This window comes from Maritimibacter sp., from assembly GCF_016774595.1.
In the GTDB taxonomy this organism is placed as follows: Bacteria; Pseudomonadota; Alphaproteobacteria; order Rhodobacterales; family Rhodobacteraceae; genus Maritimibacter; species Maritimibacter alkaliphilus.
The window spans coordinates 128,018-147,919 of the sequence record NZ_JACBWT010000003.1 but is presented as its reverse complement, the minus strand read 5'-3'; the positions used below and the strand labels follow the sequence as shown (position 1 = coordinate 147,919).

The following is a 19,902-nucleotide window of genomic DNA, read 5'->3' as shown; positions in this document are numbered from 1 at the left end:
ATGACCACTGAACTTCGGGGAAAATCCGCCATCGTGGGAACCGGTCATGCCGGTTTCGGAGAAGCCCATGGCCTGACGGCCTATGATGTCATGGCGCAATCCGCGCTTGCGGCGCTTGGCGATGCCGGGCTGAACCTGTCCGACGTCGACGGGCTGTTTTGCACCATGATGGAAGACAGCATGCCGGCGCTTATGGCGGCGGAGTATCTGGGCATCCAGCCCCGTTTCATTGATGGCACAATGTCGGGCGGTTCGTCCTTCGTAAACTACCTGACGTCCGCGACCATGGCCCTTGATGCCGGTCTGTGTGATGTCGCGCTGATTGTTTATGGCTCCAACCAGCGCACCGCATCGGGCAGACTGGTGACCGCTTCACGTCCGCCGGCCTACGAGGCGCCGTATAATCCGCGCTATCCGATCTCGGCCTACGCGATGGCCGCGGCGCGGCACATGCATGAATACGGCACCACCCGCGAACAGCTGGCCGACGTGGCCGTTGCCGCGCGGGCCTGGGCGCAGCGCAACCCCGAAGCGTTCGAGCGCGGCCCGCTGACCCGCGAGGACGTGCTGGGTGCGCGCATGGTGGGCGATCCATTGACCGTGCGCGACTGTTGTCTTGTCACCGACGGTGGCGGCGCGATCGTAATGGTCCACGCGGACCGCGCCCGGGATTTCCCGAAGGCGCCTGTCTATGTGCTGGGCAGTGCTGCGGAAAGCTCGCACCGGCAGATTTCGCAAATGAAGGATTTCACCGTGACCGCCGCCCGCGCCTCGGGCGCGCGCGCTTTTGCGGCGGCCGGCGTGACCCCTGCGGACATCCAGGCGGTCGAGCTTTATGATGCCTTCACCATCAATGCCATCCTGTTTCTTGAAGATCTGGGGTTCTGCGCCAAGGGCGAGGGAGGGGCCTTTGTCGAGGGCGGTCGCATCGCGCCTGGCGGCGTCTTGCCGGTGAACACGAATGGCGGCGGCCTGTCCTGTGTGCACCCCGGGATGTACGGCATCTTCACAGTGATCGAGGCTGCCCGCCAGATCCGTGGCGACGCGCCAGGCATTCAGTTGAAGGATATTGATCTGGCGCTGGCGCATGGCAACGGCGGTGTGCTGTCCAGTCAGGTCACGGCCATACTTGGATCTCAAAACACGCTCTGACGGCAACTAAGGGAGGAAAGCAAATGCCATTGGATTTCGATGCACTGTCGAACTGGGACTTTGAGGAAATCGAACAGACGCTAACCGAGCGGGATACCATCCTGTATGCACTCGGCCTTGGGTTCGGTGAGGATCCGACCGACAAAAAGGAGCTGGCCTATGTCTATGAGGACGGGCTCAAGGCAGTTCCCTCGATGGCGGTTATTTTGGGGTATCCCGGCTTCTGGCTGCGCGATCCCAAGACCGGCGTAAACTGGCAGAAAGTGCTGCACGGCGAACAGTGGCTCGACATCTACAAGCCGCTGCCGACACATGCCCGGCTTGTCGGCCGTAGCAAGATCGATTTCATCGCCGACAAGGGCGAGGGCAAGGGAGCCGTCATTTACCAAAGCCGCGATATTATCGACGCGGACAGCGGCGAAAAACTAGCGCGCGTGGCGATGTCGGCTTTCTGTCGCGGTGATGGGGGGTTTGGCGGTGAAAACCAGGCGGGTCCGGCACCCGCAGTGCTGCCTGATCGGGCGCCTGATCATATATGTGATATCGATACCCTGCCGCGCCAAGCCCTTATTTATCGTCTCAGCGGTGATTTCAATCCGCTTCATGCTGACCCGGATGTTGCCCGTTCTGTCGGGTTCGACCGCCCGATCCTGCATGGTCTGGCGACCTATGGGCTGGCGGCCCGGGCGATTCTCAAGACGTTGCTGGACTATGATTCTGCCCGGCTTGTCGGTCTGGATGTTCGGTTCTCGGCGCCGGTCTATCCCGGCGAAACCGTGCGGTTCGAAATCTGGGAAGAGGACGGCGAGGCCCGGTTTCGAGCGTCTGTTCCGGCACGCGACGTGGTTGTTCTGAACAACGGCGCGGCGCGCTTCGCCTGAGGCAATGAAGATGGCTCAACCTCTCAAGAATATCCTGGTGCTGGATTTCAGCACCCTTCTTCCCGGTCCTATGGCGACGCTCATGCTGTCTGAGACCGGCGCCGAAGTGATCAAGTTCGAACGGCCCGGAGTCGGCGAGGACGCGCGCCACACGGAGCCCAGGATCGACGGAGAGAGCATCGGGTTTGCCGTATTGAACCACGGCAAGCGATCGGTGGCCATCGACCTCAAGTCAAAGGGCGCAGTGGAACGACTGCGCCCCTTGATCGAGAGGGCCGATGTTCTGGTAGAGCAGTTTCGTCCCGGCGTGATGGACCGGCTGGGGCTTGGTTATGAAGCGTTGCGAAAGATCAATCCCGGTCTCATCTATTGTTCGATCACCGGCTATGGCCAGACCGGACCAAAGGCCAGCGCCGCCGGCCACGATCTCAACTACGTCGGTGATGCGGGTATCCTGTCGCTCAGTCGCGGACCGGATGACCAGCCAACAGCCCCGTTCGGGCTGGTCGCCGATATCGGAGGCGGAACCTATCCTGCGGTGATGAATATCCTGCTGGCCCTGATTGCGCGGCAGGCAAGCGGGCAGGGGACGCATCTGGATATCGCAATGGCCGAGGGGGCGTTCGCCTTTGCCTATTGGGCCCATGCCGAAGGTGTGATTGCCGGGCAGAACATCGAAAGCGGTTGCAGCCGTCTGACGGGTGGCCTGGCCCGTTATCGGCTTTATACGGCTGCGGACGGGCGTCAGATCGCCGTCGGCGCGTTGGAAGAAAAGTTCTGGCAGTCGTTCTGCGATGTCATTGGTTTGCCGGTGGCCCTTCGCGATGACTGGTCCGATCCAAATGCCTGTGCCGCAGAGGTTGCACGTCGTCTGAGGGAACACCCCTCGACCCATTGGGAGCCTTTGCTGGCTGCGGCAGATTGCTGCTGTTCGGTCGTGAAGACGCCCGCCGAGGCGGCGCGTGGCCCGCATTTCAAAGCGCGTGACGTGTTCGGGCGGACCGTAAAAATCTCCGGCCGGGACGCGCCCGCTTTGCCGCTGCCAATTGCCCCGGAGTTCCGTTCTTCCGGAAATTCGGTCGGAGTTGCAGCCACTCTGGGCGAAGACAATACGCGTTATGGCTTGGACCAACCAAAGACAGAGTAAATCCCGTTGACGGGCAGGTTTTGAATCGGTATTCTAACATTTGTTAGAAAAAAGGAGGGGCCAATGGACAAGTCTGACGATGACCTGCCGACTGAAGCTGAGCGTTATGTCATGCCATCGCGCTTTGTGGAAAGCGATAGCTTGGAAGTGCAGGGTTTCGTGACATCGGCTTTGCGTGATCTTCCTTTGGGCGCAACCAATCGAGATAAGGCGATCCGCCTGTTCGAAGCGGTGCGCGACGATATTCGCTATGATCCCTATTGTTTTGCGCTGGATGAGGACTCTTACCGTGCCAGCCGTATCGCTGGGGCGGAAGCGGCGTTTTGCGTTCCCAAGGCAATTCTTCTGGCGGCTTGTTTGCGTGCTGTGGGTATCCCCGCCGCTCTGGGGTTCGCGGATGTGCGCAACCACCTGAATACACCCAAGTTGCAGGAGTTGATGGGGACCGATCTCTTTATCTACCACGGCTATGTTCAGTTGTGGTTGGGGAATGAGGCCTACAAGGTGACACCTGCATTCAACATGGAACTGTGTGAAAGATTTGGGGTCAAACCCCTGGTCTTCGACGGCTATAACGACGCGCTCTTTCATGAGTTCGACGAACAGAATCACCGGCACATGGAATATGTGAACGACCGTGGTCTCTATTTCGACGCGCCGATGGGTGAGTTCCTGTTGGCGTTCAAGGAAACCTATCCGAAGCTGGAAGAATTCAACCGCATCCGGATATCCAAGGATGCGAGCGGATATGATGACGGTTTCGCAAAGGAGGGTGCCTCTTGAGGTATCTGGAAGACTTCTCGCCGGGCCAAGTCTATCGCTTTCGCAGCGCTCCGATGAGCGCGGATTCAATAAAGTCGTTTGCCAAGGAATGGGATCCGCAGCGGCTGCACACCGACGAAGACTATGCAACCGCCATACATGGCAGCCTGATCGCCTCGGGCTTTCAGACGATGCTGGAAGTGTTCAGGCCGGTCATGTCTGAAATGATGGTCGATGTCGCCAATATCGGTGGCATGGGCTTTGACAATCTGCGCTGGCTGCGGCCGGTGCGCCCGAACGAACCCCTTGATGTCGAACTGACGGTCAACGCGGTCACGCCGTCAAAAAGCAAGCCCGACAGAGGTGTTTTGCACTATACGCTCAGCGCCAAAAACCCTGCGGGCGAGGTCGTTTTTTCGACCGACACCCCCGTGATGATCCAGCGAAAACAAAATGACACAGACTGATATCCTTTCCAGCGAACAAGAAGACCTTCGCCTGTTGCGCGAGAGCGCGCGCACGTTGTTTGAACGGGCGGGCGGAAGTGACAGAGCCCGAAAACTTCGTGATGCCGGGGGCGGTTTCGATGCGGAGATGGTCCGGGAACTCGCCGAGGCCGGTGTTTTCGGCGTGGCGGTGCCCGAAGATCAGGGCGGGCTTGGCATGGGCCTAGCTGCCGGGGGTGTCATCGCCGAGGAAGTCGGCCGTGTGATTGCCCCGGAACCGGTCGTGTCGACGATCGGTCTGAGCCTCGGCCTTCTGCGCCGCCTTTGTCCGGATCATCCGAAGATGGCACAGCTCATCGGCGGCGAAATTTCATTGGCGGTTGCCTGGCAGGAACGCGGCCCCGACGGGGCGCCTGCCGATGCGACCTGCCGATACGCGGACGGAAAGCTGACCGGTGGCAAGGCCTGGGTCGTCGGTGCGATCGGTTCGCACGGGTTCCTTGTCGTGGCCGAACAGGATGATGGTCCGGTTCTGGTTCTGGCTGAGGCAGACGCGCAGGGGCTTGTCATCGACAAGCGGACGCAGGCGGATGGCAGCTCTCTGGGCGAGCTTTCGTTTTCGGGAACTCCGGCCGCGGAATTGGCCAGCAGCGGTGCGGTTCTCACTGCACTGGCCGAGGCTGTCGCCGATGCAACGGCGCTTGCCGCGGCCGAGCTTGTCGGCCTGAGCGAGCGCGCCTTCGAGATCACGCTCGACTACATCAAGACGCGGGAGCAGTTCGACAAGCCGATCGGATCATTCCAGGTCATCCAGCACCGTGCCGTCGACCTCAACGTGATGTGCGAGGTCGCGCAGGCCGGAGTGCGGGAGGCGCTTGCGCAGATGGACAGCGAAACCGATCCGAAGGTTCGGGCCCCGATTGCCAGCCGCGCCAAAGCGCGCGCCGTCACGGCCGCCAAGAAAATCACCCGCGACGCCATCCAGCTGCACGGGGCCGTCGGGTACACGGATGAGTTCGATATCGGGCTCTACCTGAACCGGGCGCTGGTGCTGTCGGCCTGGTTGGGCGACGATGCCTATCACAGGCGGATATGGTTCGAGGCACGCGAAGCAGAGGGGGCAGCACAATGACCGACTGGAACGCTATGACCGATGCAGAGTTCCGCAAAGAAGTGCGCCAGTTCTTCGAGGCGGAATATCCCGAGGAGCTGCGTCACCTGCCGCACCGACCGAAGTTCGCCGAGATCGAACATTGGCACCGCAAGCTTCACGCCAAGGGCTGGGTCGCGCCAGCCTGGCCCGCTGAATTCGGCGGTATGGGGCTGAACGCCGCCAAGTTGCTGATCTTTTACGAAGAGCAGCAGCGCTGGGGCGTCAATCGCGGCCGCGACATGGGCGTGCAGATGGTCGGGCCGCTGATCATCAAATTCGGCACCCAGGAACAAAAAGATTACTGGCTGCCGCGTATCCTGAGTTGCGAAGATATCTGGTGTCAGGGCTATTCGGAACCCGGCGCCGGGTCCGATCTGGCGAACCTGCGCACACGCGCAGAGATTGACGGCGACGACTTTGTCATCAACGGACAGAAGATCTGGACCACGATGGCGCATGACGCCACGCATATTTTCATGCTGGTGCGCACCGATCCCGATGCGCCGAAGAAACAGCAGGGCATCAGTTTCCTGCTCGCTCCGATGGATCAACCCGGAGTCGAGGTGCGCACCATCATGACCCTGTCGGGCGAGACCGAGTTTTGCGAGGTCTTCTTTGACAATGCACGGACGCCCCGCGAGAACCGCGTGGGCGAGCTGAACAAGGGTTGGACGATGGCCAAGGCTCTCTTGAGCTTCGAACGCATTTTCATCGGTTCGCCAAGTCTGGCCCAGAACGCTCTGGGACAGCTTGAAAGCTTTGCCCGTGGCCGTGGCGCGTTTGACGATCCGGTGTTCCGTGACCGCTTTGCCCAGGCGGCACTGGATGTGGAAGATCATGCCGCGCTTTATGCCCGTTTTGCAGATCAGCTCAAACGTGGCGAGACGCTCGGTGCGGATGTGTCCATGCTGAAGATTTGGGTGACTGAATGCTTCCAGCGCATCACCGAACTGATGATCGAAGCAGCCGGTCCCGATGGCGGCTCCATCGGGCCGCTTCAGGTCGGCAACGTAAGTGTCGATGTTCTGGCGAGTTTCTACAAGGCCAGACCTACCACGATCTACGGTGGATCGAACGAAATCCAAAGAAACATCCTGTCCAAGGCCGTCCTGGGACTGCCTGCCTGACTCAATACCCCACGGAGGAAATAGAACCATGTCGGATCGTTATGCAAAATACGATAAACTAAAATTTGACTACCCGGCGGATCGCGTCCTGCGCATCACGTTCGACCGGCCCGAGACATTCAACTCGGTCGATGCCGAAACCCACACCCAGATGACGGACATGTGGATCGATATCGACCGTGACCCAGACATCAATTCGGTCATCGTGACCGGTGCGGGCAAGGCATTTTCCGCCGGGGGTGATTTCAGCCTGATCGAAAACATGATTGGCAATTCGCACGAGATCATGAAGACGTGGAAAGAAGCCAAGGATCTCGTCTATAACATCATCAACTGCAACAAGCCGATCATTTCCGCGATCAATGGCCCTGCGGCCGGCGCAGGCCTTGTGGTTGCCATCCTGGCCGACATCTCGATCGCCGGAAAGAAGGCCAAGATTGTCGATGGTCATCCCCGCCTTGGTGTTGCCGCCGGTGACGTCGCGGCGATTATCTGGCCGCTGCTGACCTCGATGGCCAAGGCGAAATACTATCTGATGACCTGCAAGCCGGTGTCGGGCGAAGAGGCCGAGCGTATCGGTCTGGTATCAATGTGCGTCGAGGATGACGAGCTGCAGCAGATCGCGCTGGATACAGCCGTCGAACTGGCCAACGGCTCGCAAAGCGCGATTCGCTGGACCAAGTATTCGCTGAACAACTGGCTGCGCCAGGCCGGGCCGATCTTTGATGCGTCGACCGCGCTGGAGATGCTTGGCTTCATGAGCGAGGACGTCAAGGAAGGTGTGTTGTCGCACCGCGAGAAGCGCGCGCCGAACTTCCGTAAGGACTGCCCGCTTTAACACCCGATTGGACGAGGAGGCATGGAAATGTCTGATGATATCTACAAAGATATAGCTCAAGCCTATGCCGCTGCGGCCGAAAAAGCTCCTGGCCTGAAATCGCGATTTACGGCTGCCGGATTCGATCCGGCAGCTGTCACATCGGTGGCGGACCTCTCGCGTCTTCCAGTGATGAAAAAAGAAGAGCTTCTGAAGATCCAGCGCGAGAACCCGCCCTTTGGTGGGTTCCTGGCCTCGGATCTGAAGGATGTCGGGCGGATCTACGTGTCCCCCGGCCCGATTTTCGAACCGGCCCTTTCGGACGGTGGCGGCCACGGCCTTGACCGGCTGTTCAAGGCGGCAGGCGTGGGGCCGGGGGATATCATCCTGAACACCTGGATGTATCATCTGGTGCCCGCGGGTCTTTTGTTCGACGAAGCGGCACAGGCCGCAGGCGCCACGGTGATCCCCGGAGGCGTCGGCAATACGGAGCTTCAGGCACAGATCATCGCCGAAACCGGCGTGACTTCGATCTGCGCTTCGACCGCGTTTTTCCTGACGCTGGCGGACAAGGTGATCGAAACCTATGGCCGCGACGCATGGAAGGTGAAGACAGCCTTCCTCGGCGGTGAGATGGGCGACTGGATGGCCAAGCGCCGCCGGATCGAGGCCGAATACGGCGTGTCCACCTGGGCCGCCTATGCCACCGCCGATCTGGGCCTTGTCGCCTATGAGGGTGGCGGCGAAGGCTACCTGGTTCATCCCGACCGCGTGGTGCAGATCTGCGATCCGGTCAGCGGCGAACAGGTCGCTCATGGCGATCCTGGCGAGGTTGTCGTGACCGCGCGCGATGCCACCTGGCCGATGATCCGGTTCGGCACCGGCGACAGCGCCTTTGCCCTGGAAAGCAACGCGGATGGCACCGTCAGCCGGATTTCAGCATTGCAGGGACGGGTCGGGGCAGCGGTCAAAGTGCGCGAGATTTTCGTTTATCCGCGCGTGGTTGAAGAAGTTGTCATCGGCACGCCGGGCGCAAAGGCCGCGCAGGCCGTGGTAACGCGCGAGAACGATCGCGACATGATCCGCCTCTCGCTTGTGCTGGAAGACGGTGCCGACGCTTCCGCCGCAGAAGCAGCCGCCGCTGATACCTTCAAACTGCATGCACGAATTCGTGCTGACGAGGTGAACATTGTTTCGGAACTACCCGAAAATGCAGAACTGATCGTCAACCAAAAAGACCGCTGAGATCGGGTTCTGTGCGCTTTGCCTGAATCCGACCTTTTAGCCGACACTGGCACGCGGGTTTTCGTGGACCCAAGACTTTCAACTTGGCGAAGGTCTTGGGGATCCCGGCCCCGCGCGCCCGTGGGGTGTCGCGGAAAGCGGCACAGGTCAAACGTGGTCGAAATCGACTGTCAGTTTTTTGGTTTTCGGACGGGCCTGGCAGGTCAGGACAAAGTTCTCCTTCAACTACCGAGGCTCCAAAGCATAGTTCAGCGTCATCTCTGCCTCGCCTTCGATAACTTTGGCGCGGCAGGTGGAACACATTGCGCCCTTGCAGCAATAGGGCAGTTCGATACCTGCTGCGGCGGCGGAGACCACGCTTTCCTGATCAGGTGTCATCACAAAGCTGCGGGCGGTGCCATCAAGGATCGCCGTGACCTGAACTCCTTCTCCAGTGGCGGCTTCCGCCGTAAGCGGCGCAAGCGTGACGGTGGCGGTATTGTCAGCATCGGCGGGAGCGAACAGCTCGTCATGGAAACGGTTCTCTTCAACGCCGAGGTCGCAGAACGCGGTCTTGAGTTCCTGAATCATCTCGGCGGGGCCGCAAAGAAAAGCATCTTCTATTTCTGCCGGAGCGAACAGGGCACCGGAGAACTTGCGCAGCTTTTCCGCATCAAGCCGGCCCGAGAATAGTGGGGAATCGGTGCCTTCGCGCGTCAGTGTATGAAAAAGAGAGAACCGTCCGGGATAGGTATCCTTGAGATCGTTCAATTCGCCGCGGAAGATGATGGAACTTAGCGTTCGACTGCCGTAAAAAAGGATGAAGTTGGCCCCGGCCTCGGTGGCAAGCACCGAGCGGATGATCGAAATGATTGGAGTAGTTCCACTGCCCGGGGCCAGGGCGAGATAGGTGCGTGGTCCGCCTTGTCGTATCTTTGATCCGAATGTGCCTTCGGGCGTCATGACATCAAGTTCGGTGCCCGGTGGCAGTTCGCTATGAACGAAAGAGGAAAACGCTCCGCCTTCCAGCAGCTTGACCAGAACGCGCAACTCGCCAGCGTCTCGGCCGGAGCTGACCGAATAGCATCGCCGCACACCATCGATATCACCGGCACGGCGCAGCGTGACGTACTGGCCCGGGATGAATTGATAGTCGTCCGCCAGATCTTCGGGATTGGGCGAGCATTTCGCCGAACTGCTGGCGGGGCAGGATGTCGACGTCACATTGGCCGCCCGCCGCGTCGCCCGCTTGTCTGAGCTTTCCGCAAAGATGGCGGCGGAAGGGGGGCAGGCCGATGTGATAGAGATGGACGTGGCGGACCCGGAGTCGGTGGAAGCCGCGCTGAAGGGACGGGTCTTTGACACTGTCATCAACAATGCCGGAACGACGGCATCTCTTCCCGCATTGGAACACGGGCCGGCCGAAATCGACGCGATCATAGGCACAAATCTCAAGGGCGCATTTCATGTCGCACGTATCGCCGCCAAAGCGATGATTGATGCCGGACGCGGGGGCTGTATCGTCAATGTCGCCTCGATTCTGGGCACACGGGTGGCCAGCCATGTGTCCGCCTATGCCGCGTCCAAGGAAGGGCTGATTCAACTGACCCGGTCTCTGGCGCTTGAATGGGCGCGGCATGGCATCCGGGTGAATGCCATCTGCCCCGGTTATATCGAAACCGACCTGAACCGTGAGTTTTTTGCCACTGACGCGGGACAGGCATTGATCAAACGCGTCCCGCAGCGCCGGTTGGGGCATGATCCGTTGGCCGCCCCCCCGGACCGGGGGCCTACGATAAGGCGACCGGGAATCCCCGGCCGCAATTCTTAGAGTCACGATTTCAGAACGCGTTAAGCCCGGTCAGGTTGCGCCCGATGACCAGTTTTTGGATTTCGGTGGTGCCATCGGGAATCGGCATGACCTTTGCATTGCGGAAGTGCCGTTCAACGGGGAACTCTTTGGTGATGCCGTTGCCGCCGTGGATCTGCACCGCTTTGCCGGCGATTTCGACGGCCATTTCGGTTGCATACCATTTCGCCATCGAGGTCTGGGTGTCACAGCGCACGCCCAGGTCCAGAAGTTGCAGCCCGCGCTGGCACAACAGGCGCGCGGCATCCAGGTGCGTGGCCATGTCGGCCAGGTAGCCTTGAATCAACTGGTGCCCGCCGATCGGCTTACCATGTTGTTGGCGATCCTGCGCATATTTGACGGCACATTCCAACGCCGCCTGCGCTATGCCAATGCTCGTCAGGCCGACAAACACGCGAGCGCTCTCAAACAGTTTCAATGTCTGGAACAGGCCGCCGCCTGCATTACCCAGAACATGGTCAGCGCTGGTTTCGGCACGGTCGAAAAACAATTCGCAGGTCGATGCACCGACAAGCCCCAGCTTGCGCAATTCGCGGCTCTCGTAGTTGCCGGTATCGCGGTCGACGATGACCATGGAAATACCGTCGTCCAGATTGCAGACAACGATGGCGAAATCCGACTGGGCCCCATTGGAAATCCAGAGCTTCTGGCCAGTGACGAAAATCTTATCGCCCTCGCGGTCCGCACGTGTCTTGACCTCGCGTACGTTCGAACCGACCTCTGGTTCGGAAATACAGGTGGCACAGATCCGTTCGCTGCGCAGGAGCGGCTTCAGATAGGCCTCTTTCTGCGCCACATTTCCCAAGAGGTTGACCGCGAACACGGCATGACCCTGAATCAGCACCGCGATTGCCAGATCGGCCCATATCCGGGCCAGTTCCTCGTATAGGATGCCATAGGTCATGCGGTCGATTCCGGCACCGCCGTCCTCTTCGGGGATCAGGCCGCTGATCAGCCCGAATTCCTCGACCTTGGCGAACAGGGACTTCAGGGTTTTCGCATCGGGGGGGTGGCCGAGGTTCTCGTATTTCTCGGCCAGCGGCGCGAACTCTGCCTCGGCCATCTTGCGGAAGTTTTCCAGCAACATGCGTTGCTCATCTGTATAGATTGCCTGAGCGGCGGCGATCACGTTTTCCATGGTTCGTGTCCTTGTTTCAACGGCCCAGAATGGTGACGCAGGCGGCCGCTTCTTCTACCCCGTGCAACCCCCCGCCGTTTTCGGCGATGGCGTTCTTTGCCCCTTCGACCTGACGCGCGCCAGCTTCGCCGCGCAGTTGCGTGACCAGTTCGAAAACCTGCCCTATCCCTGTGGCACCGACCGGGTGGCCCTTGGATTCCAACCCGCCCGAGGGGTTCACCGGAATGCGTCCACCGATCTTTGTCTCGCCGCGCAGACTGGCGGGACCGCCCTCGCCGAATTCGACAAATCCGAGGTTCTCGATCTGGATCACTTCGCCCACGGCCGTGGCGTCATGCACTTCGGCCACCGATATATCCTCGGGGCCGATCCCGGCCTGTTCATAGGCCTCAAGCGCGGCAAGCCGGGTCAGGTGGTTCTTGTAATCTTCCGGCGGACGATCGGTGCCCGAGCGCAGGATCGCGGCCTTGACCTTGATCGCGCGCGCGGGATCTAGGCCCAGACGTTTTATCCCCTCGCCGGTGCATAAAACGGCCGCAGCGGCCCCGTCCGAGATCGGGGCGCACATCGGCAGGGTCAGCGGATAGGTGATCGGCGGCGCGGCCAATACCCGATCGACGCTCATGGCTTCTCGGTATTGCGCCAGTGGATTATGCACGGAATGCGCATGGTTCTTGGCGGCGACGGCGGCGAACTGTTCCTGAGTTGTGCCAAAGGTCTTCATGTGCAGCCGGGCGAAGCCTGCGTAGACATCCATGAACACGCTGTAGGGCTTGGGCGATTTCGATCCTTCGGGTTCCTCGACCCCTGCACCCAGATCGGCCAGCCGTTGCGCGACCTCTTCGCTGTTGCTGACGTCCCAGCCGCTGTCGAAGGCCGAAAACATCAACGCACGGTCGTCAGAATACATCTTTTCGGCGCCCACGGCGAGACAGCAGTCGCCATTGCCGGCCTTGAGGAAATCGACTGCCAGTTTGAACCCGGTCGAGGCGCTGGCGCAGGCGTTTTCGACATTCACCACCGGAATGCCCTGAATGCCCATTTCACGCAGCGCGATTTCGCCGCGGATCATGTGCTGGCCCTCCATGTGGCCCTGCACCGCGTTCGAGAAGAATGCGCCGTCGATACGATCTGCCGTCACTCGGGCATCGGAAAGCGCGGCGGCGACGGCCTCGCCGGTCATGTCCTTGATGGTTTTGTCCCGGAACTTTCCGAACGGCGTCATCCCGACGCCAACGATGTAAATGTCCTGCATCGTTTGTCCTCCTGACCTAGTATCCGCGAAACTGCGGTTTTCGTTTTTCATTGAACGCCGACAGACCCTCGTGCATGTCCCAGGATCGCATGTGCGCGCGCAGGTTCAGCATCTCTTCGGAAAGCGCGGCGGTTTCGTCCACGTCCAGCGACCGATTGGCAACCGTCTTCATGCGGCGTAAGACCGCCGGGCTTTTTTCTGCCAGCCTGTCGGTAAAGGCCTGCACCGCTTGTCGCAGGTCTTCGTCCGCGATGACCTTGTTCACCAGTCCCCAGTCCATCATGTCCCGTGCCGAAACGTTCTCGCCCGAGAACAGCAGGTATTTCGCGCGGTTCAGGCCAATCCTACGCGGCAGGATCGCCGCACCGCCGGCCCCGGGAAAGACGCCAAAGTTGGAATGTGCGTCGCCCAGTTGCGCGCTTTCGGCGGCAAAGACCAGATCGCAGGCCATCACCATTTCCAAACCGCCCGCCATCGCCAGCCCGTTCACTGCGGCGATCACCGGTTTCGGGCCATGTCGCATCAGCCCAAACGTGTGATCGACAAGATCCAGAAGATCCGGCTCGCCTGGTGCATGTTTGGCGCCAGCAACTTCTTTCAGATCGGCACCGGCGCAGAATGCCCGGCCAGAGCCGGTCAGGACAATTGTACGCACCCCATCGTCGGCCAGCGCCGATTCCAGTGCTGCCGCCATCTCGCGCAGCATCTGCGTTGACATTGCGTTGAGCTGTTCGGTGCGCTGGAAGGTAATCCATTCAGTTTTTGCGACCCGCTCAACGAATAGCGTCTGCTTTGCTTCACTCATGCTAAGCCCCTGATAATTATACGTATTATTGGTTTTTCGCCTTGTCTTTTGCGGCGATTTGCGCTGCACTCGGGCGGACCCGCACGTGGAAAACAAAAGAGCTGGAGATTGATATGAGCACTGCACCCCTGGCCGGCCTGAAAATTCTCAGCCTTGCCGAACAGTTTCCCGGTCCCTATGCCACAATGCTGTTGTCCGACATGGGAGCCGAGGTGATCATGATCGAACGACCGGGTGTCGGCGATCCGGCCCGGCAATTTCCGCCCTTGTTCCGGGCACTGAACCGAGGCAAGCGCAGCGTTGCGTTGGATCTGAAATCGGCCGAGGGGCTGGCACGGTTTCGCGAACTGGCCAAGGAATCGGATGTCATCGTCGAAGGGTTCCGCCCTGGCAAGCTTGCGGCCTTGGGTGCCGGTTTCGAGGACATGCGTAGTGTCAACTCGCGGCTGGTTTATGTATCGATTTCGGGTTACGGGCAGGACGGCCCCTATCGTGACAGGGCTGGCCATGACCTGAGCTATGAAGGGGTTGGCGGTTTGCTGGCCGATCAGGCCGATGCAAAGCAGCCCGGCCCTGTGCCGCCGATCCCCCTTGCGGATGTTGGCGCGGCGTTGTTCGCGGCGATCGCAATCCTGTCGGCGGTGGTGTCGAGCCAGCGCACAGGGCAGGGGCGTTACGTGGACGTGTCCATGTCGGATGCGGTGGTTTCGATGTTGACCGCATTCCTCGTTCCCGCCGCCAATGGAACACCGCTGGGCGAATTTATCGCCGAGCCGGGCTATGGCGTGTTCACCTGCAAAGACGGCACGCTCTTGACCTTGTCCATCGCGCATGAGGACTGGTTCTGGAAACCGTTCTGCGATGTGATCAACAGGGCGGATCTTGCGCCGTTGACAGGCCGCGACCGTGTCGCCCGCAAGGCCGCGCTGCGCGAAGAAATCGCGGCGATTTTGGTCAACAAGACGCGCGCCGAATGGGGCGACCTTCTGGATAAGGCGGGGGTGCCATGGGGTCCGGTCAATTCCCTGGTCGAAACGTTGGACGACCCCCATGTGCGTGCGCGCCAGCTGCTGCGCAAGATTACGCATGACGGCGGCAAGGCCGAGACTTTTATTGTCCAGCCGTTGAAATTCGATGGTTTCGAAACCGCGATACCGGATCTGCCCCCCGAGCTCGGGGCAGATAATGACAGCGTTTTTTCGGACAGCTCCAACTAGACGCGGCAGCCGTCCGATGGCGGCTCTAGCAGGCAAAAGAATACCCGCCATTCACCGGATAAGTTTGACCGGTGATCCAGCTGGCAGCATCCGAGCAGAGGAACAGGATCATTCCGGCGGGGTCTTCCGGCTCGCCCAGACGGCGGATCACGTATTGCGACAATGCCCGCTTCTCGGTCTCTGCATCCGGGATCAGGTCGGCGACAGCCGGAGTTCTTGTGCCCCCCAAGGCGACGCAATTCGCGGTGATCCCGAACCGACCACCGGCTTTTGCAATTGCCCGCATGAAGCCGGCCGCGCCGGCCTTGGCGCCGGAGTAGACCGCCAGATGCGGTTCACCAACACGGCCGGCGTCGGAAATGACGGTCACAATGCGCCCATAGCCACTGTTAACCATCAACGGCATGGCGTGACGGGTGCAGTTCAACACGCCGTCGAAATTGGTGGCCATCCAGCGGCGCCATTCATCGGGATCGGATTCCCAAAAAGGGACCAGATCGTCGAGCCGCGATGTCGGCCCGGCGTTGCCCGCATTGTTGACCAGGATATCCACGCCGCCAAATGTGGTCTGCGTTTCGGCAAACGCCGCGCCAACCGCGTCGAAATCCGAGACGTCGAAGGCGAGCGGCAGAGCCTTTGCACCCGCTGCCTCCACTTCCGCGGCAACGCTTTCGGCCCGTTCGGCGTGAAAATCGTTGACAACGATGGCACCGGCTCCGTGTTCCGCCAGATAAATCGCGACTTGCCGACCAACGCCTTGCCCCGCTCCGGTTACAAATGCGGTACGACCTTTGATGGAAAGCAGGTTACTCATCTTCGCTCCTTTCTATCCCAGCCATCTCTTCCGGCGGCGATAGTGTTTGATATCTCGATAGCTTTTGCGCTCGCCCGATGCGGTTACGCCGAGATAGAATTCCTTGATGTCCTCGTTGTCAGCGAGCTTGTCGGCAGGGCCGTCCATCACGATCCGGCCGTTCTCCATCACATAGGCATAGTCGGCGATCGATAGCGCCGCGGCGCTGTTTTGTTCGACCAGGAAGAAGGTCGTGCCTTCTGACTTGAGCTGCTTGAGCACTTCATAAACATCCCGGACCATCATCGGGGCCAATCCCAACGACGGTTCGTCGATCGCGATGATCTTGGGGCTGGCCATCATGGCCCGGCCGATCAGCAGCAGTTGTTGTTCGCCACCAGACATGAAGCCAGAGGTGCGGTTGCGCAGGTCCGCAAGCCGGGGCATCAAGGTGTAAACATGGTCCAGGCGCTTTTTCAGCTCGGCGGAGTTGGGCACCATGTGCCCGCCGACGATCAGGTTTTGCTCTGACGTCAGATGCCGCAAAACGCGCCGCCCTTCCATCACATGGATGAGACCGTTCTTCACGACTTCCGAGGCTTCCATGTTCTGAATGGGAGTTCCGTCCAGAACGATGGACCCCGCCGAAACGGTTCCATCCTCGGATTTGAGCGTTCCCGAGATGGCTTTAAGCGTCGTGCTTTTTCCTGCGCCATTGCCACCGAGCAGAGCAACACATTGTCCCGCACGGACTGTCATGGACACGCCTTTGAGCGCCAGGATGACGTCGGAATATGTCACCTCTACGTTGTTGAGTTCCAGCATGGTCATATTGCCCGGGGCTAAGGATCAGAACGGGCGCCGCGACTGCGGCGCCCGGATTAATTCACCATTTCTCAACTTGCGGAACGTCGACACCCGTTGCCGCGATGGTGATTTTCCCATCTTTGACGGTGCCCACATTCACTTTGAGGCCTTCCAATGGGAACGGTGCTTCTGGCGTAAAGGACAAGGTCGGCAGGAACCCATGGGTTTCTTCGGTGGTGATCGGTTTGGCAAAAAGCGCCTCACGTACCATCTCTCCGGTCAGGCCCTCGGCGCCGTTCGCCTCGATCGCGTGATCGATCACGGTCACGGTATAGAGACCCTGAGATACGCCCATTGCGGTCACGACGTTCCAAGGTGCTTCGAGTCCGTAATCGGCAACCAATGTCTCGTAGAATTGTCGCGCGGGAGTGTCCTCATCGGCCGCAATCACCATGCCGTAGGCTTCAAAGTCCCCCTCCATTTGTTCAAGCCCGCCAAGCGCGCCACCCGAGGCTGGAAGCCCGTTATGCGAACTCATCATGATCGGGATGTTCGCCCCGTTGGCCTGCAGCCCACGTTTCGCGGCAACCACGATAGAGGTGTTCGTTTGGATTACCAGCACCTCGGCCCCGGCTCGTACAACGCGGCGCATTTGCCCCGTCAGATCGGTGGGTTGAACTTCGGTATAGATGACCTCGACGAGGTCGATCTCCTCGGGGTGCTCTTCGGCATAGAGTTCAATGCCCTTTGCCATGTCGACATAGGCAGGCGATGCTTCTGAGGCGAGGATCGCAACCTTGAGCGGTTCGTCTCCGCCGCGCTGTTCACGCATCCAGTTCAGAAAGCCGACACTTTCGTGCGAATAGGTCGGGCGTGGGTTGAAAATCCAGGCATCCGGTTGCCAGGCAAAACCGTAGGCCGCTGTGGCCATGAACATCGGGATTTTGTCTTCCGGCAGGCGTTCGGAAAGGGCCGCGACGTCGGGCCCGCCGAGGCCGACAACCGCAATCGGGTCCAGTTCCGATTTGATCCCGGGCCAGAGACTTGCCACCTGTGCCGCGTCATAGCGGGTTTCGTAGTTTTTGTAGTTCAGCGTGACGCCAAGTTCCTTGCCGCGGGTTTCATTCCACCAGGTGAACACAGCTTCGCGTCCGCCTGCCAGGATGGGCATGATGTCAGCATAAGGGCCGGAAAAGTCCGACAGCAGGGCCAGATTATAGGTCTCTTCGGCCTGCGCCTTCAAAGGCATGGTCGCCGCGGCCGCCAAGGCAGCCGCAGCCAGAAAGCCGCGAAGACCTCGATTCGATTGGTAAGTCATATTCTTCCTCCCAGGTTTAGAGCCGCTCTATTTCTCAGTAAGGAAACGGCCAGATACGGTATGACGACTTCAGGATGTTCCAGCGGTGCATCAGCCCCTTGGGTTCGAGGATCATAAACAATGCGATCACGCCGCCAAGAACGACATTCATGCCAGCGAACACGATGTCACCGCCAAGGAATGATACCGAGTCGGCGATATTGGGGCCGACCGTCGCGATAATTTCCTGGATGATGCGGATAATGAAGACGCCGATCAGGGCCCCCACGATTGAACCCATCCCGCCGACGATGATCATCGCGACGAAGAAGATAGAGTGAAACAGGGTGAACTGGTCTACCCCCACGAAGCGGATCAGATAGGCCCAAAGCGCCCCGCCGACGCCCGCATAGAAAGCGCCGATCAGGAAGGCATTTGCCTTTGTGGCCGCGACATTGATCCCCATTATACCCGCGGCCACGTCATCATCCCTGACCGCCACGAAGGCACGGCCGAAGCGTGACCGAACGATCCCGAACGCGCCCGCCACCATGATCGCGGTGACCGCGAAATTCAGATAGAACTGCGAAGATTCGCTGACAAATCGCAGCCCGAAAAGCTCGGCCGGGGGCACGGTGATACCGTTCGATCCACCCAGCCAGGTAGACGGCAGGTTCAATACGGCAAAGTGGAACAGGAACTGAGCTGCAATCGTGGTCAGTGCCAGATAGAACCCCTTGATCCGCGCCGCGGTCAAGCCAAAGAGAAAGCCGAACAGCGCAGCCGAGAGCCCGGCCAGAGGAATGGTCAGCAGAAACGTAAGGCCGGTCTTCGAGGCCAGTATCGAGGCCGTATAGGCGCCGACCCCCATGAACGCCGCCTGACCCAGGTTGATCTGGCCCGCATAGCCGGTGCAGATCTGAAGCCCGACGGCGATGACGGCGCTGATCATCATCATATTCAGGATAGCGATGATACGGCTGCTCACCAGGTAAGGCGCCAACAGCAGTAGAGCCATGAATACGACGAGGGCCAGAAACTGCCAGCGCGTTCGGATCAAACGTCTGTCACTGCGATAGCTTGTCGGGAATACGCCAGAAGGATCCATGGATTACACCCGTTCGATTGTGCGCCAGCCGAACAGGCCGGTCGGCCGGATCAGCAGAATGGCAAGCATTATGATATATGGAACGACACTGCCGAGCGAGCCACCGATCAACGGATCAAGGTAGTTGGTGGTCAAGCTCTGCGCGATGCCGATGATTATTCCTGCCAGGATAAGCCCGCCGATGGATTCCAGCCCGGCAAAGAGCGCCACTGGCAGGGCCGCGAACCCGATATCCGAGGCCAGGAAGGTCAGCGATTTGCCGCTGAGAAAGATCATCGCACCAATTGTGGACAGGATTGCCCCGAGAACCCAGGCAACGGCAATCGAGCCTTTCACCGAAATGCCCATCGAGGAGGCCACGACGTGGTCCTCCGCCACAGCGGTCATACGGAGGCCGGACCGGGTCCGGTTGAAGAACCACGACAGGCCGACGGCCGCGACAATGGTGATGATCCCACCTATCAGGAGGTTCATCGGGATCAACATATCGCCGAGGAACAAGGGTTTCAGCGGAAAAATGATCGGGAAGGGTCTTACCGCGGGACCGAACACAAGCAGCACCAAACCGCGCAGCAGGATCAAAAGGCCGACGGTGACCATGACCATCGAGAAAACCGATTCACCGATCAGCTTTGTCAGGAAAATCCGTTCGATTGCGTACCCGACCAGCCCGGCCAGAACCAGCGAAAGGGGTATCGACAACCAAAGGCTAAGCCCCGCTTGCATCGTTGTGAACCAGACGATGAACCCGCCGATGATCACCAGTTCGCCCTGCGCGAAGTTGAACACCTTGCTGGCGCGGTAAATCACAACAAAGCCCATGGCCACCAGCGAATACAGAAGGCCGATCAAAGCCCCGGTAATGATGTCATTGATGAAATAGACCATTGTCGCCGACCTCCT

The 19,902-nt window shown here is 59.8% G+C and carries 20 protein-coding genes; 11 read left to right on the top strand and 9 right to left on the bottom strand.

Annotated features, from left to right (window positions below):
- From HOY44_RS20700 to HOY44_RS20660, 9 genes are all read left to right on the top strand, one after another.
- Positions 1-1,152, top strand: coding sequence for an acetyl-CoA acetyltransferase (locus tag HOY44_RS20700; protein WP_287437495.1), 1,152 nt, complete (start codon positions 1-3; stop codon positions 1,150-1,152).
- A 23-nt stretch (positions 1,153-1,175) separates the two neighbouring features.
- Complete coding sequence (locus HOY44_RS20695; protein ID WP_171043050.1) at positions 1,176-2,033, top strand: MaoC/PaaZ C-terminal domain-containing protein; 858 nt, start codon at positions 1,176-1,178, stop codon at positions 2,031-2,033.
- Between the two features lie 10 nt (positions 2,034-2,043).
- Positions 2,044-3,180, top strand: coding sequence for a CaiB/BaiF CoA transferase family protein (locus HOY44_RS20690; RefSeq protein WP_138424337.1), 1,137 nt, complete (start codon positions 2,044-2,046; stop codon positions 3,178-3,180).
- A gap of 63 nt (positions 3,181-3,243) precedes the next feature.
- Positions 3,244-3,963 carry a transglutaminase-like domain-containing protein gene (locus HOY44_RS20685; protein ID WP_287437490.1) on the top strand — a complete coding sequence of 240 codons (720 nt, stop codon included), beginning with the start codon at positions 3,244-3,246 and terminating at the stop codon, positions 3,961-3,963.
- The gene (locus HOY44_RS20680) at positions 3,960-4,409 is read left to right on the top strand and encodes a MaoC family dehydratase (protein ID WP_138424283.1); all 450 of its coding nucleotides are present in this window, start codon (positions 3,960-3,962) and stop codon (positions 4,407-4,409) included. Before HOY44_RS20685 ends, HOY44_RS20680 begins: the two co-directional genes overlap by 4 nt.
- Entirely contained in the window at positions 4,396-5,520 is a 1,125-nt protein-coding gene (locus HOY44_RS20675; RefSeq protein WP_138424282.1) for an acyl-CoA dehydrogenase family protein, read from the top strand. Before HOY44_RS20680 ends, HOY44_RS20675 begins: the two co-directional genes overlap by 14 nt.
- Positions 5,517-6,668 carry an acyl-CoA dehydrogenase family protein gene (locus tag HOY44_RS20670; protein WP_287437487.1) on the top strand — a complete coding sequence of 384 codons (1,152 nt, stop codon included), beginning with the start codon at positions 5,517-5,519 and terminating at the stop codon, positions 6,666-6,668. The genes HOY44_RS20675 and HOY44_RS20670 overlap by 4 nt, the downstream gene beginning before the upstream one ends.
- A gap of 28 nt (positions 6,669-6,696) precedes the next feature.
- Positions 6,697-7,506: an enoyl-CoA hydratase/isomerase family protein gene (locus HOY44_RS20665; RefSeq protein WP_028095226.1), complete on the top strand. Its 810-nt coding sequence runs from the start codon at positions 6,697-6,699 to the stop codon at positions 7,504-7,506.
- A 27-nt stretch (positions 7,507-7,533) separates the two neighbouring features.
- Positions 7,534-8,730 (top strand): phenylacetate--CoA ligase family protein, encoded by a 1,197-nt coding sequence (locus HOY44_RS20660; protein ID WP_235889212.1) that lies wholly within the window; start codon positions 7,534-7,536, stop codon positions 8,728-8,730.
- A 225-nt stretch (positions 8,731-8,955) separates the two neighbouring features.
- Here HOY44_RS20660 and HOY44_RS20655 read toward each other — a convergent pair whose 3' ends face one another.
- A complete protein-coding gene (locus HOY44_RS20655) occupies positions 8,956-9,933 on the bottom strand; it encodes an FAD-binding oxidoreductase (RefSeq protein WP_171043049.1) in 978 nt (325 codons plus the stop codon).
- Between HOY44_RS20655 and HOY44_RS20650 the strand changes: the two genes are divergently transcribed.
- Positions 9,884-10,540, top strand: a complete 657-nt coding sequence (locus HOY44_RS20650) for an SDR family NAD(P)-dependent oxidoreductase (RefSeq protein ID WP_287437482.1) — start codon at positions 9,884-9,886, stop codon at positions 10,538-10,540. The two genes, HOY44_RS20655 and HOY44_RS20650, sit on opposite strands and share 50 nt — an antisense overlap.
- Positions 10,541-10,550: 10 nt before the next feature.
- Here the strand turns inward: HOY44_RS20650 and HOY44_RS20645 are convergent, their stop codons facing one another.
- From HOY44_RS20645 to HOY44_RS20635, 3 genes are read right to left on the bottom strand one after another with little or no spacing between them, the layout of a single operon-like run.
- Complete coding sequence (locus tag HOY44_RS20645) at positions 10,551-11,717, bottom strand: acyl-CoA dehydrogenase family protein (protein WP_036051588.1); 1,167 nt, start codon at positions 11,715-11,717, stop codon at positions 10,551-10,553.
- A 16-nt stretch (positions 11,718-11,733) separates the two neighbouring features.
- Positions 11,734-12,972: a thiolase family protein gene (locus HOY44_RS20640; RefSeq protein ID WP_287437475.1), complete on the bottom strand. Its 1,239-nt coding sequence runs from the start codon at positions 12,970-12,972 to the stop codon at positions 11,734-11,736.
- A gap of 16 nt (positions 12,973-12,988) precedes the next feature.
- A complete protein-coding gene (locus HOY44_RS20635; RefSeq protein ID WP_028288592.1) occupies positions 12,989-13,777 on the bottom strand; it encodes an enoyl-CoA hydratase/isomerase family protein in 789 nt (262 codons plus the stop codon).
- A 41-nt stretch (positions 13,778-13,818) separates the two neighbouring features.
- Here HOY44_RS20635 and HOY44_RS20630 point away from each other — a divergent pair, with 41 nt between their 5' ends.
- Positions 13,819-14,994 (top strand): CaiB/BaiF CoA transferase family protein, encoded by a 1,176-nt coding sequence (locus HOY44_RS20630; protein ID WP_287437472.1) that lies wholly within the window; start codon positions 13,819-13,821, stop codon positions 14,992-14,994.
- A gap of 25 nt (positions 14,995-15,019) precedes the next feature.
- On the opposite strand, the gene HOY44_RS20625 is transcribed toward HOY44_RS20630, so the two are convergent.
- The 5 genes from HOY44_RS20625 to HOY44_RS20605 form a co-directional block, all read right to left on the bottom strand.
- Positions 15,020-15,808 (bottom strand): SDR family NAD(P)-dependent oxidoreductase, encoded by a 789-nt coding sequence (locus tag HOY44_RS20625; RefSeq protein WP_138424276.1) that lies wholly within the window; start codon positions 15,806-15,808, stop codon positions 15,020-15,022.
- Between the two features lie 12 nt (positions 15,809-15,820).
- Positions 15,821-16,612 (bottom strand): ABC transporter ATP-binding protein, encoded by a 792-nt coding sequence (locus tag HOY44_RS20620; protein ID WP_027264388.1) that lies wholly within the window; start codon positions 16,610-16,612, stop codon positions 15,821-15,823.
- A 61-nt stretch (positions 16,613-16,673) separates the two neighbouring features.
- Positions 16,674-17,912 (bottom strand): ABC transporter substrate-binding protein, encoded by a 1,239-nt coding sequence (locus tag HOY44_RS20615; protein WP_138424275.1) that lies wholly within the window; start codon positions 17,910-17,912, stop codon positions 16,674-16,676.
- A gap of 34 nt (positions 17,913-17,946) precedes the next feature.
- Positions 17,947-18,999, bottom strand: a complete 1,053-nt coding sequence (locus HOY44_RS20610) for a branched-chain amino acid ABC transporter permease (RefSeq protein ID WP_027264390.1) — start codon at positions 18,997-18,999, stop codon at positions 17,947-17,949.
- A gap of 3 nt (positions 19,000-19,002) precedes the next feature.
- On the bottom strand, positions 19,003-19,887 hold the full coding sequence (locus tag HOY44_RS20605; RefSeq protein WP_028288586.1) for a branched-chain amino acid ABC transporter permease: 885 nt from the start codon (positions 19,885-19,887) through the stop codon (positions 19,003-19,005).
- Positions 19,888-19,902 lie beyond the last annotated feature (15 nt).